Raw genomic sequence first — 13,192 nt, 5'->3', positions numbered from 1 at the left:
TCAGGCGCCGAGTGCCGTGCGCAGGGTGGAGGCCATCAGTGTGATGGCCTCCTTTCCGGCCGGCACCGGGCCCGTGTGGGTGAAGTAGTGGTCGACGCCCTCGAAGACGCGGTGCGTGACCGGCACACCCGCGGCGTCCAGGGCCTTGGCGTAGGCGTCACCCTCGTCGCGCAGGCGGTCGTTCTCCGCGGTGATGACGAGGGCCGGCGCCAGTCCGGCGAGGTCGTCGGCCAGCCCGGGCGAGACGAGCGGATCGGCACGCCCGGCCCGATCCGGCGCATAGGCGTCGGTGAAGATCCGCATGAGGCGCGGGGTGAGCAGCGGTTTCTCGGTGCGGGACAGCTTGGCCGCGGGATCGGTGACCATGTCGAGGGGGCCGGAGTCGAGGATCTGCAGGCGCGGCGAGAAGGTGCCGCGGTCCCGGGCCGTGCGGCACACCGTGGCAGCCAGGTTGGCTCCCGCGCTGTGTCCGCCCACGGCGAGCCGGGAGCCGTCCCAGCCGCCCTTGTCTCCGTTCGCGGCGACCCACGCGGTGACGTCGTAGGCCTGGGTGACGGCGGCGGGGAACGGCCGCTGAGGGGCGACGGCGTAGTCGACGTTGATCACGACACAGCCGGCCGTGGCGGCTATACGGCGGCACAGGTGGTCGTCCTGTTCGGGGCGCCCGACGATGAACCCTCCGCCGTGGAAGTTGACGTAGACGGGGGCGGGCGGGCCGACGGGGGCAGTGCCGGACGGACGGTAGACGGTGCAGGTCACCGGCCCGGCACCGGTCTCCACCTGGAGGGTCTCGGTGTGTTTGGGGACCTCGGCGAACCGGAGGTCCTTGTGCACCCGGGCCATGGTCGCGCCGAGCAGCAGCTGGATGGCCCTGGCCTGGAATCTGGGGCTGAGAGGCATGGTCCGGTCCGTCCTCGCGACGCGGAATCAACAGGATTCCTGATAGTGGAGGTCATCCTGCACCGCCAGGGCCGAACGCGCCACTCCCTGTGCGGCACCTCACCCCGCGGAAATTCGACCCCGGGACGAGGAGACGGGAGCACACGTTCCCGTCGGCGGAGCCGATCCGCCCAACTCCCTTACGCGCACGCTCAAAAGGGCTCAGAGATCTTGCTGTTCCGAACTTTCTCGGGCCAGTCCCGAAGCGCGTCACCCTGTGGGGGGACGGGCTCCGTACGTTCGGGGAACCAGCGGGGCCGGAGGAGCCCGGGCCCGCGCGACCGGCAGGAGAAGTGCCGTGGCGAATCTGGAGATCTCGATGAAGGAGACGATGACCGCGATCGAGGGGGCGGTGGGGGTCGCCGTCGTGGACTACACCAGCGGCATGGCACTCGGCACACTCGGCGGGGGCAAGGACCTCGATCTGAACGTGGCCGCGGCCGGCAACACCGACGTGATCCGCGCCAAGGTCCGCACCATGGAGCACCTGGGCCTGAAGGGCGAGATCGAGGACATCCTGATCACGCTCGCGAGCCAGTACCACCTGATCCGGCTGCTCAAGGGCCGTGGCGGCAGCGGGCTGTTCATCTATCTCGTCCTGGACCGCGGCCGGTCCAACCTGGCCATGGCCCGCCACCAGCTCAAGCGGATCGAGGCCGAGCTCGAGGTATAGACAACCGGACGGCGCGCGGCTTCGCACACCCTCGAATTGAAGATTTCTTCATCTCGACACATCCAGATCAGCGCATCACACGGGTGTGCGGAGCCCGCAGCCACCAGGATCGTGACGCAGCACGCACCGTACGCGGCAGGGAGCGAGCGATCGACCATGCAGGTTCCCCTCTACCAGGCCAAGGCCGAGTTCTTCCGCATGCTCGGGCACCCGGTACGCATCAGGGTCCTCGAACTGCTCCAGGGCGGCCCCGTCCCCGTACGGGACCTGCTCGCCGAGATCGAGATCGAACCGTCCAGCCTGTCCCAGCAGCTGGCGGTGTTGCGCCGCTCCGGGATCGTGGTGTCGATCCGGGAGGGCGCGACGGTCAGTTACGCGCTCGCGGGCGGCGACGTGGCCGAGCTGCTGCGGGCCGCCCGCCGCATCCTCACCGAACTACTCGCGGGACAGAACGAGTTGCTGGCGGAACTGCGCCAGGCCGATCCGCCGCTTCCGGTACCGCGGGCGGCACCTCACGGACATGACGGGACCGGTGTGAGCGCTTTCAGGTTTCCTTCAGGTACGTCCTGAAGTTTGGGACGCATGCACGGACACCGACCACGTACCCCCGCTGCCGAGCGCAGCCGTCGCTGGTTCATGAACAAGGCGCTGCTCGCCGGCGGTGTCGCCGCGATGGCGACCATGACCGGCTGCTCCTCCGGCTCCTCCGACACAGCGGGCGCCGCCTCCTCCTACGGCGGCCCGGGCGGGATGCCCTCCGGAGGGCCCGGCGGCGGCGCCGGCGGAATGGGCCCCGGCGCGAGCGAGGTCGAGTACGCGGACTTCGTCGGTGTCACCACCGACGGCAAGGTCGCGGACGACCTGTACTCGATCCACGCCACGGACGTCTCCACCGACAAGGTCGTCAAGGCGGCCCAGGCCTTCCTGGACGGGCTGACCACCAAGGAACGCAAGGCCTCCGTCTTCGAGGTGGACGACGACGAGTGGCTGGCCTGGAGCAATGTCGACGGCTACCAGCGCGAGGGCGCCCGGATGGGCGACCTGACCGAGAAGCAGCGCGACCTCGGCTACGCGCTGCTCGGAGTCGCCCTGTCCGCCGAGGGACTCACCCAGACCCGCAACATCATGAAGCTCAACGCCTTCCTCGGCGACTACAGCGGCGGCAACCGGGACACCCTCACCGAGGGCGCCTACTTCTTCACCTTCATGGGCACGCCGTCGACCACCCAGCCGTGGGGCTTCCAGTACGAGGGTCACCACGTGGCCATCAACTACTTCGTGCTCGGCGACCAGGTGGTCATGACGCCCACCTTCATGGGCTCCGAGCCGACCTCGGCCACCTACGACGGCGAGAAGATCACCCTCTTCAAGAAGGAGACGACGGCCGGACTCACCCTGCTGCGGTCTCTCACCGACGCGCAGCGCGGGAAGGTGATCTCCTCGGAGACCAAGGCCGGGGACAACCTCAAGGCCGGCGCCGGCAAGGACAACCTCCAGCTCGCCCACCAGGGCCTCGCCGCCTCCGGATTCACCGCCGCCCAGCAGGACAAACTCCTGGACCTGGTGCGGGTCTACGTCGGCAACATGGCCGACGGGCACGCCGAGGTGAGGATGAAGGAGATCGAGGAGCACATCGACAGGACGTACTTCTACTGGATCGGCGAGACCAAGGACTCCTCGGCCTTCTACTACCGCGTGCACAGCCCGGTCGTGCTCATCGAGTACGACGCCCAGTCGCCGCTCGCCTACGGCAACAAGGACAGCGGGGGCGGCGGTATGGGCGGGCCGGGCGGAACCCCGACCCAGCAGCACATCCACACCGTCATCCGCACCCCCAACGGCGGCGACTACGGCGTGGACCTGCTCAAGCTGCACCTGGAGAACGACCACTGAGCGTCGGGCAGACATGCGACGGGCCCGGGCGACGTGACCGTCCCGTGTCGCCCGGCCCCTGAGCGGCCGGTGTCGGCCCCCGTAGCGTGCACGGGGCCGGTGTCGAACACCGGCTCGGGGATCGAACGAAACACACCGGAACGCCAGGGTTCGCCACCCCTTCCGCCACGTAGAAATATCTACCAGCATGCATATACCCGATCGGCATGCGGCCGGGGGCGGACGTCACACGGAGCCGACATGAGCGATGCGATGTGGACGCGGGGCGTGGAGTGGCTCGCCGCCGCCGCGACGGACCCGCGACTGTGCAAGCGGGAATGGGACCAGGGCGACGGGATCGCCCTGCTGGAGGCGGGCCGTTACTGGGACGTGCTCAGCGTGCCCGACCGGCTGGGCCTGCTCACGCTGGATCTGCTCTGGCAGGCGCCACGCCTCTTCCCGGGGCCCACGCTCGTGGACACCGTGGCCCACCGGGTCGGATTCTTCCTCCCGCCCGATCCCGGCAGCCGGTGGATCGGCGCGGGACTGCGACGCGCGGGCCGGGGCTCCTGGGTGGCGGTGCCGCCGCCGTACCGGGCCGCGCGGTCCCTGGAGTGGCTGGTACCGCCGGACGGGACCGGGGCGCTGCACGGGCCCGTCACTCTGGAGCTGGCCCTGCGTCAGGCCAACGGCACCCTGGCGGTACTGACCCCGATGTGCGGCCGATAGCGCGTCATCGACAGGACCCCGAGGTGCGGGCGATGGGACGTCATCGGCGGGACGTGCCGTCCTCGTCGTGGCCGAGGCGGCGGGCGGGGCCGCGGACACCCCCTGCACGTCCGAACGGGTGGGCACGGCACGCCCGTCGGCACCCCGTTCCGCGACGAGCCGGGGTCGGATCGGCACGTGGCACGGGGGCTCACGGCCCATCGGGCGGCGTGGAGGAGCCCGTCGGGCAGCGGCTACCGGCGGTCCGACTCAACTTCCGCGTACGGCAATTCAGACAGTCGACGCAGAAGCGAACAGATACCGGTCAGTTCGGGAGGCAAGTCTCGCTCAACCGTGCGGGATCGATCAATGACGGTGTGTACTGTGCAACGAGTGCCCGGTCCGAACACACCGGGCCACCCCTGCTACGAGCACCGAGACGACGCCCGACCCTCCCTGGAACCGAATCGATGATCGAATTACCGGACCTCGTGGTCGGCGGCCTGACCGTCGGCACACTGTCCGCGCTCGCCCTCGGCGGCGGCCTGCTGCGGCTACGGCGGCAACAGACCCGGCAGCGAGCCGAGATCGCCGCGCTGCGTACCCAACTCGACGGATCCATACGGGCGTTCACGGCAGAGGTCGAGCATCTGGCCGACCGGCGCGTGCCCGCCGCCGCCCGCCAGGTGGCTCATGCGCACCTGCCCGAACCGGGCCCGCTCCAGCCGCTGACCGCCGGCACACCCCTGGGCACCGCCCTGGAGAACGTGGTGCTGGCGCTCCAGTCCGAGGTGGCCGCCCAGCGCACCCGGGTCGACGCGGCCGCGCAGGCCGGGATGCGGGGCGCTACCCGGGAGATCCAGGCGGCCCTGTACCGGCTTCAGGACGCGCTGCGCGGACTTCAACAGCGTTACGACGAACCTGAGTTGGCGCAGACGCTGTTCCGGCTGGACCACGAGAACGAGCAGTCGCTGCGCCGCGCGCAGGTCACCGCCGTGGTGTGCGGGGCCTGGGTCGGGCTGGCGCGCGAGGAGTCCCACCTGGTGGACGCGGTGACCGGCGGTCAGGCCCGGCTCGCGGGCTACCACCGGGTCCGGGTCCACAACCACCTCGAGACCGGTACGGCCCTGGTCTCGCACGCCGTCGAGCCGGTGGCCATCATCGTCGCCGAGCTGCTCGACAACGCGCTCAGGCACTCCGCCCCGGACACCGACGTCGTGGTGAGCCTGGAGCACGTCCACCACGGCGTGTGCGTGACCGTCGACGACGCGGGCCTCGGTATGACCCAGGACGAACGTGACCGTGCCCAGCGGCTGGTGGCCGGCGACGACCTCATCCTGCTGACCGACCTGGGCGATCCGCCGCGCATGGGGCTGGCCGCCGTCGGCCGGCTCACCAGGCAGTTCGACCTGAGCGTCGACGTGTCCTCGGCCTCCCCGTACGGCGGGGTACGCGCGGTGCTGCGGGTCGACAGCCATCTGCTCAGTCACCTGGACCCGGCCGACCGGCCGCCGGCCGCGAGCGCGCCGCGCACGACTCGCAGGGCCGCGGCCGACCGGCCGTCCCCCTCCCACGCGTACGGGACAGAGCCCGCCACGCCCGAGGCACCGCCGGGGCATCAGGAGCCCTGGGACCCCGAGGGCCTGCCGCAGCGCCGTCGCCGCGGCCGGGCCGGCGCACCCGCACCCGCACAGAGCCCGGCGGAACGTGCGGTACGGCGCCCGGAGGAGGCCGCGGCCGCGCTCGGCGCGCTCCAGTCCGGCACGGCCGCGGCCCGCGCCGCCATCGGGAACACGAGAGCCGACGGCCAGGGGAACATCCCGGCTGCCAGGACAGACCCGATCGACCCGGCCTACCGCACTGGCCGGACGGATCACACCGACCGGGCCGACCGGACGGACCACCCCGGCCGGAGCGACCGGACCGACTCGGCCGAGGACACCGGCGAGGCGAGCCAGACCAACCCGGTCGAACACACCGGCGAGGCGAGCCGCACCGACCCGGCCGAGCACACCGGCCACGCCCGCCGGAGCGACGGGACCGGCCGGACCGGCCAGACCGAGTACACCGACACCGACAACAACGAGGGGGGAGCGGCCAGATGACCAGCCGCAACACGGGCGACACGGCATGGGTGCTGGAACCGATCCTGCAGGTGCCGCACGTGCTGGCCGCCGTCATGCTGACCCGGGACGGACTCGTGACGGGCTACACCGACGCCCTCTCGCAGCCGTCCGCCGAGCGGGTGGCCGCCATCACCAGCACCGTGCAGGGGGCCTGCCGGACGGCGGCGGCCGCGTTCGCCGACCGGGAGCGGGCCGACGTACGCCAGATCGTCATCGAGTCCGACCTCGGTTACGTACTGATCGTGCCGACCGACCACGGCACCTGCGTGGCCGCGTACGGCGACGGTGAGACCCGGCTGGACCTGCTGGCGCACCGGGTGCACTCCCAGGTGGCGCGACTGGGCGAGAAGGCCATGGCGGCCGCGTCCCGAGGAGCCGACGACACCGCGCCGGAATGACCCGCCGCCCGGCCGGTCGGCCCCTCGTTCCCGCCTATCTGTCGACCGGCGGGGTGGCCCTGCCCAGCCGTCCCCACCTGGAACGGCTGTCGGTGCTCGCCCGTAGCGAGAAGCCGCTGCCGGTCGGCCTGCCCGCCGCCGAACTCGCCCTGCTCGACACCCTGGAGGGCGGCTCGCTGGCGGTGGTGGAGGCGGCCGCGCTGCTCAGACTGCCGGTCTCCGCGGTGCGGGTACTGGCGGCCGACCTCGTCGACCGGGACCTGGTTCTCGCCCGCGCGCCGATCCCGCCCGCCGAACGGTTCGACCCCGACCTGCTGAAGAGAGTGGCCGATGGCCTCCGCGCCCTCAAACACCGCACCTGACGCCGGCGCGCCCGGCGCCGTGCACCGGCCCGACACCGCCCGCGACCTGGTGAAGATCCTGGTCGCGGGACCGTTCGGGGTGGGCAAGACGACCCTGATCGACTCGGTGTCCGAGATCCGCCCGCTGCACACCGAGGAACACCTCTCCGAGGCGTCCGCCGAGGTGGACGACCTGGCCGGGGTGCGGGACAAGTCCACGACGACCGTCGCCATCGACTTCGGCCGGATCAGCCTGGCCGGGGATGTCGTGCTGTACCTGTTCGGCACGCCCGGGCAGGAGCGCTTCCGCGCGCTGTGGGACGACATCGCCTACGGGGCGCTGGGCGCGCTCGTCCTCGTCGACAGCCGCCGCCTCGACGCGTCGTTCGACGTCCTGGGCCTGGTGGAGGAGAGCGGGCTGCCGTACGCGGTGGCCTTCAACGCCTTTCCCGACGCGCCCCGTCACTACGGTGAGGAACGGTTGCGCCGGGCCCTGGACCTGGAGCCCGGAACGCCGATGGTGACGTGCGACGCGCGGGACCCCGGCTCCTCGATCGACGCGCTCCTCGCGCTCGTCGACCATCTGATCGGATCCGACGCCATGGAGGCCCGGTGACCATCCATCCCCCGGACCGGCACGACTTCACACGCTCGGTACCGGTGCGGCTGTGGGACGAGGGCTTCGCCGCCGATCCGCACCGGTACTACCAGGCGCTGCGTGCCCAAGGTCCCGTCGGCTGGGCCGAGTTGGCGCCCGGGGTGCCGGCGTACGTGGTCACCGACCGCCGCGCCGCGCTGGACGTGCTGCACGACGAGGAGACGTTCTCGCACGACCCGCGCGCGTGGGAGGCGACCGTTCCGGACGACTCGCCGGTGCTGGGCATGATGCGGTGGCGGCCCAACGCCCTGTTCGCCGACGGCGCCGCGCACGTCCGGTACCGCACCACCCTCATCGACGTCTTCGACCTGGTGGAACCGCACGACCTGCGGGGGCGTGTGCACCGGGCGGTGCGGCTGCTGGTCGGCCGGATCGGACCGAAGGGCGAGGCCGACCTGGTCGGCGACTTCGCCGAGCCGCTCATGGCGCTGGTGCTCAACGACCTGTTCGGCCTGCCGGAGAGCCAGGGCGACCGGCTGCACTCGGGCGTGGGCAAGATGATGGAGGGCGGCGACCGGGCGGCCGTGGGTGAGGCGGAGTACGCGCAGTACGTGCTGGACCTCATCGCCGCCAAGGCCGAGCGGCGGGGCGACGACCTGCCGAGCCGGCTGCTTGACCATCCGGCCGGGCTGACCCGGGAGGAGGTCACCTGGCAGGTGTTCCTCACCCTCGGCGCCGGATACGGGCCGACGGCGAACCTGCTCTCCAACACGCTGTCGAGGATCCTGGGCAACCCGCTCTACTACTCCACCCTCACCAACGGTGCCCGGCCCGTCATGGACGCCGTGGTGGAGGTGCTGCACCACGAGACGCCGCTGGCCAACTACGGCATCTACTACGTCCGCAGGCCGGTGGCGTTCCACGGGGTGTGGCTGCGCGAGGCGGTGCCGGTGGTGGTGTCGTACGGGGCGCTCGGGATCTTCGCCGAGCGGGAGGTGACCGGCGGCCGGCATCCGAACGACGCCTCGCATCTGTCGTGGGGGGCGGGAGCGCACGCCTGCCCGGTGAAGCAGCACACGCTGCTGCTCGTCACCGAGGCGATCGAGCGGCTCACCCAGTGGCTGCCCGACCTCGAACCCGTCGTGTCCCGCGACCGGCTGACCTGGCGGCCGGGTCCCTTCCACCGGTCGCTGACGGCGCTGCCCGTACGTTTCAGCCCCCGCTCCCCCGCTTCCGAACCCTCAGGAGTCCGTCCGTGACCGTGACCGACCGCATCGTCCTCGACCCGTTCGGCGCCGATGTGCACGCCGAGAGCGCCCGGCTGCGCGCCCTCGGCCCGATCGTGCCCGTGGAGCTGCCCGGCGGCATTCCGGCCTGGGCGCCCACCGGGTACGAGGCGCTCAAGGCGCTGATCCTGGATCCCCGGGTCAGCAAGGACCCACGGCAGCACTGGCGGCAGTGGCCGGAAGTCGGCGAGCACCCCTCCTGGGGCTGGATCCTGGGCTGGGTCGGTGTGATCAACATGCTCTCCACCTACGGCACCGACCACGCGCGACTGCGCAAACTGGTGGCGCCCAGCTTCACCCACCGGCGTACCGAGGCGATGCGCACCCAGGTGGAGACGATCACCACGGAGCTGCTCGACGCGCTGGAGAAGGGCGGCGACGCGGTCGACCTCAAGGCCACGTTCGCCCACCCGCTGCCGATGCGGATCGTCTGTGAACTGTTCGGTGTGCCGGAGGACATGCGGGAGGCGCATGTCCGTCTCGTCGCGGCGATCATGGACACCACCGACCCGTCCCCTGAGCACGCCGCGTTCGTGCAGGAGCGGATCGGTACGGTGCTGGGCGCGCTCATCGCGTACAAGAGCGAGCACCCGGGCGACGACATGACGACCGAGCTGATCCGCGTGCGCGACGAGGAGGGCGACCGGCTCAGCGGCGAGGAGCTGCTGTACACGCTGCTGCTGGTCATCGGCGCCGGTTTCGAGACGACGGTGAATCTCATCGGGAACGCGGCGGTGGCGCTGCTGCGCCGGCCGGAGCAGCTGGCGGCCGTCCGCCGGGGCGAGATCGGCTGGGACGCGGTCGTCGACGAGACGCTGCGCGTGCACCCGCCGATCGCCACCCTGCCGCTGCGGTTCGCCGTCGCCGACATCACGGTGGGTGACGTGACGATCCCGGCCGGGGACGCCGTCATCACGACGTACGCGGCGGCGAACGTGGACCCGGCGCACTACGGGGCGGACGCCGACGTGTTCGACGCGGCGCGCGCTGCGGACGATCATCTGGCGTTCGGCATCGGTGTGCACCGGTGCATCGGGGCTCCCCTGGCCAGGATGGAGGCGCTGACGGCGCTGCCCGCGCTGTTCGACCGGTTCCCCGAGCTGCGGCTGGACACCGGGGCCGGAGACCTGCGGCAGGTGCCTTCGTTCATCGCGAGCGGCTGGCAGGAGATCCCGGTCCGGCTGCGCGGCTGAGACGTGGCGGATGCCGGCCCGCGGGGCCTTTGCCACGGTCGCGTCGAGCGTCCGCCTGCGCCCGGAGCCGCCGGGCCGGGCGGTGCGCGCGCGGCGGTCCTGCGCGGCCCCCGCCCGGCGGCACGGCATAAGCTCAGCCAATGGCGAAGTACTACGACGTGCACCCCGACAACCCCCAGCCGCGCACCATCTCCCAGGTCGCGGCCGCCATCCGGGCGGACGCGCTGATCGCGTACCCGACGGATTCCTGCTACGCGCTGGGCTGCCGGCTGGGCAGCAAGGACGGCATCGACCGGATCCGGGCCATCCGCAACCTGGACGACAAGCACCACTTCACCCTGGTGTGCCAGGACTTCGCGCAACTCGGCCAGTTCGTACGAGTGGACAAGGACGTGTTCCGCGCGATCAAGGCGTCGACGCCCGGCAGCTACACCTTCATCCTCCCGGCGACGAAGGAGGTGCCGCGCATGCTCCAGCACCCGAAGAAGAAGACGGTGGGTGTGCGCATCCCCGACCACGTCGTCACCCAGGCCCTGCTCGCCGAGCTCGGTGAGCCGTTGCTGTCCAGCACCCTGCTGCTGCCCGGCGAGGACGAGCCGATGACCCAGGGCTGGGAGATCAAGGACCAGCTCGACCACTTGGTGGACGGCGTGCTCGACTCCGGGGACTGCGGCACCGAGCCGACCACGGTCATCGACTTCTCCGACGGCGAGGCGGAGATCGTGCGGCACGGGGCGGGCGACACCACCCGGTTCGAGTAGCGCCTTCCGTACACGTTCCGCACCGGGACGCCCCCCGCCGGAGGTCCCGGCGGGCGGGTGGATGGTATATGCAACGATGGGCGCTGCCCGGACCCCCGCCGGGGCCGGTCGATCGCTCGCTCGCCGTAACGCACCGCGCAGAGAGGCGCCCCCATGACCTCCGTACAGGGCACAGCCGTGGACATACCCACCGAGGACGGCGTCGCCGACGCCTATCTCGCGCATCCCGGTGACGGGACACCCCGGCCGGGCGTGCTGCTCTACCAGGACGCCTTCGGGCTCCGTCCGCACCTGATGGCGATGGCCGACCGGCTCGCCGGGGCCGGCTACAGCGTGCTGGTGCCCAACCTGTTCTACCGTCACGGGCGCGCTCCGATCATGGAGTTGCCCGAGTTCATCGACCCCGCCGCGCGCCCGGAGATCTTCGAGACGCTGTACCCGCTCGTGCTGGCCCTCACCCCCGAGCTGATCGTCCGGGACTCCGACGCCTACCTGCGGTGGATGCAGGAGAGCGCGCTGGTCGCGGACGGCCCGGTCGCGGTGGCCGGATACTGCATGGGCGCCCGGCTCACCCTGCCGACCGCCGGTGCGCATCCGGACCGGATCGCGGCCGTGGCCGGTTTCCACGGCAGCCGTCTCGTGACCGACGCGCCGGACAGCCCCCATCTGGCCGCCGCGCACATCACGGCCGAGGTGTACTTCGGCCACGCCGACAACGACCCGGGTCTGCCGCCCGAGCAGATCGAGCGCTTCGCGGAGGCCCTCACCGCGGCGGGAGTCCGGCACACCTGCGAGGTCTACGCCGGATCCGAGCACGGTTACACGCAGGCCGACACCGCCGCGTACGACGAGAAGGGCTCGGAGCGGCACTGGGCCGCACTGCTGGACCTGCTGAAGCGGACCTTCTGAGCATCTGCCGACACGGACCTTCTGAGCATCTGCCGATGCCGTGAACGCCCGGGGCCCGGACGGGCCACGGGCGTCTCCTTTTGCCGAAATCGTTGACATGGGCACAACCCGGTGCCAATTTGAGAGCGCTCTCAACATGGTACGGACCAACCCCACAGGCCTACCCGCACGGAGGTGGAGAGTGCTTTCCAGGATCACGCTCACACTCGCCCGCAGACGCGCACTCGGACTCGCCGGAGCCGTCGCCCTCGTCGGCGCGCTGTTGTCCCTCGGCCCGCCGGCCCAGGCGGCCGTCGCCGACACCATCCCGTTGAAGATCTCCAACAACTCGGGGCGCGGCGAACCCCTGTACGTCTACGACCTCGGCACTCTCCTCACCACGGGACAGCAGGGCTGGGCGGACGCGAACGGCGCCTTCCACGCGTGGCCCGGCGGCGGCAACCCGCCCACGCCGGCGCCCGACGCCTCCATCGCGGGCCCGGCCGCCGGTCGGTCAGCCACCATCCGGATCCCCAGGTTCTCGGGCCGGATCTACTTCTCCTACGGACAGAAGCTCGACTTCAGACTGACCACCGGCGGGCTGGTGCAGCCGGCCGTGCAGAATCCGGGCGACCCGAACCGGAACATCCTGTTCAACTGGTCGGAGTACACCCTGAACGACTCCGGGCTCTGGCTGAACAGCACCCAGGTCGACATGTTCTCCGCGCCGTACGCGGTCGGCGTGCAGCGTGCCGACGGGTCCACGGTCAGCACCGGGCATCTCAAAGCGGGCGGCTACAACGGGTTCCTCAACGCGCTGCGCGGCCAGCCCGGCGGCTGGGCGAACCTCGTCCAGACCCGGTCCGACGGCACCGTCCTGCGGGCTCTCGCCCCGCTCTACGGGGTGGAGACCGGAGCCCTCCCGGCGAACGTCATGGACGACTACGTCAACCGCGTCTGGCAGAAGTACGCGACGACCACGCTGACCGTCACCCCGTTCGCCGACCAGCCGGGCACGAAGTACTACGGCCGGGTCTCGGGCGGGGTGCTGAACTTCACCAACGCCTCCGGAGCGGTCGTGACCAGCTTCCAGAAGCCGGACGCGTCCAGCATCTTCGGCTGCCACAGGTTGCTGGACGCCCCGAACGACGCCGTGCGCGGGCCGATCTCCCGCACCCTGTGCGCGGGTTTCAACCGCTCCACGCTCCTGGTCGACCCCAACCAGCCCGACACGACGACGGCGGACTTCTACCAGGACGCGGTGACCAACCACTACGCCCGCAGGATCCACGCGCAGATGGCCGACGGCAAGGCGTACGCGTTCGCCTTCGACGACGTCGGACAGCAGGAGTCCCTCGTCCACGACGGCTCGCCGCGCCAGGCCTACCTGACGCTCGATCCGATGAACC

14 protein-coding genes are annotated in these 13,192 nt (G+C 71.2%); 13 read left to right on the top strand and 1 reads right to left on the bottom strand.

Annotation, left to right across the window (positions count from 1 at the left end; translation table 11 throughout):
- Positions 1–900, bottom strand: coding sequence for an alpha/beta hydrolase (locus ACFWBB_RS13160; protein ID WP_385270202.1), 900 nt, complete (start codon positions 898–900; stop codon positions 1–3).
- A gap of 337 nt (positions 901–1,237) precedes the next feature.
- Here ACFWBB_RS13160 and ACFWBB_RS13155 point away from each other — a divergent pair, with 337 nt between their 5' ends.
- The 13 genes from ACFWBB_RS13155 to ACFWBB_RS13095 all read left to right on the top strand — a co-directional run.
- Positions 1,238–1,612, top strand: a complete 375-nt coding sequence (locus ACFWBB_RS13155) for a hypothetical protein (protein WP_189918668.1) — start codon at positions 1,238–1,240, stop codon at positions 1,610–1,612.
- Between the two features lie 156 nt (positions 1,613–1,768).
- The gene (locus ACFWBB_RS13150; RefSeq protein ID WP_385270199.1) at positions 1,769–2,182 is read left to right on the top strand and encodes an ArsR/SmtB family transcription factor; all 414 of its coding nucleotides are present in this window, start codon (positions 1,769–1,771) and stop codon (positions 2,180–2,182) included.
- 12 nt (positions 2,183–2,194) lie between these two features.
- Entirely contained in the window at positions 2,195–3,505 is a 1,311-nt protein-coding gene (locus ACFWBB_RS13145; protein WP_385270198.1) for a DUF3500 domain-containing protein, read from the top strand.
- 240 nt (positions 3,506–3,745) lie between these two features.
- Complete coding sequence (locus tag ACFWBB_RS13140) at positions 3,746–4,213, top strand: hypothetical protein (RefSeq protein WP_385270196.1); 468 nt, start codon at positions 3,746–3,748, stop codon at positions 4,211–4,213.
- A gap of 449 nt (positions 4,214–4,662) precedes the next feature.
- Positions 4,663–6,297 (top strand): sensor histidine kinase, encoded by a 1,635-nt coding sequence (locus tag ACFWBB_RS13135; protein ID WP_385270194.1) that lies wholly within the window; start codon positions 4,663–4,665, stop codon positions 6,295–6,297.
- On the top strand, positions 6,294–6,716 hold the full coding sequence (locus tag ACFWBB_RS13130; RefSeq protein ID WP_359123387.1) for a roadblock/LC7 domain-containing protein: 423 nt from the start codon (positions 6,294–6,296) through the stop codon (positions 6,714–6,716). Before ACFWBB_RS13135 ends, ACFWBB_RS13130 begins: the two co-directional genes overlap by 4 nt.
- Complete coding sequence (locus ACFWBB_RS13125) at positions 6,713–7,078, top strand: DUF742 domain-containing protein (RefSeq protein WP_385270191.1); 366 nt, start codon at positions 6,713–6,715, stop codon at positions 7,076–7,078. Before ACFWBB_RS13130 ends, ACFWBB_RS13125 begins: the two co-directional genes overlap by 4 nt.
- Positions 7,047–7,673, top strand: coding sequence for an ATP/GTP-binding protein (locus ACFWBB_RS13120; RefSeq protein WP_385270189.1), 627 nt, complete (start codon positions 7,047–7,049; stop codon positions 7,671–7,673). The genes ACFWBB_RS13125 and ACFWBB_RS13120 overlap by 32 nt, the downstream gene beginning before the upstream one ends.
- The gene (locus tag ACFWBB_RS13115; protein WP_385270187.1) at positions 7,670–8,914 is read left to right on the top strand and encodes a cytochrome P450; all 1,245 of its coding nucleotides are present in this window, start codon (positions 7,670–7,672) and stop codon (positions 8,912–8,914) included. The genes ACFWBB_RS13120 and ACFWBB_RS13115 overlap by 4 nt, the downstream gene beginning before the upstream one ends.
- Complete coding sequence (locus ACFWBB_RS13110; protein ID WP_385270185.1) at positions 8,911–10,134, top strand: cytochrome P450; 1,224 nt, start codon at positions 8,911–8,913, stop codon at positions 10,132–10,134. The genes ACFWBB_RS13115 and ACFWBB_RS13110 overlap by 4 nt, the downstream gene beginning before the upstream one ends.
- A 140-nt stretch (positions 10,135–10,274) precedes the next feature.
- Positions 10,275–10,895 carry an L-threonylcarbamoyladenylate synthase gene (locus ACFWBB_RS13105; protein WP_385270183.1) on the top strand — a complete coding sequence of 207 codons (621 nt, stop codon included), beginning with the start codon at positions 10,275–10,277 and terminating at the stop codon, positions 10,893–10,895.
- Positions 10,896–11,048: 153 nt separating this feature from the next.
- A complete protein-coding gene (locus tag ACFWBB_RS13100; protein ID WP_385270181.1) occupies positions 11,049–11,804 on the top strand; it encodes a dienelactone hydrolase family protein in 756 nt (251 codons plus the stop codon).
- Between the two features lie 136 nt (positions 11,805–11,940).
- On the top strand, positions 11,941–13,192 hold a 1,252-nt coding region (locus ACFWBB_RS13095; protein ID WP_385270179.1), incomplete at its 3' end, for a glycoside hydrolase family 64 protein.

The organism is Streptomyces sp. NPDC060000, from assembly GCF_042737375.1.
Classification (GTDB): domain Bacteria; phylum Actinomycetota; class Actinomycetes; order Streptomycetales; family Streptomycetaceae; genus Streptomyces.
This window is presented reverse-complemented; position numbering and strand designations above follow the sequence as displayed.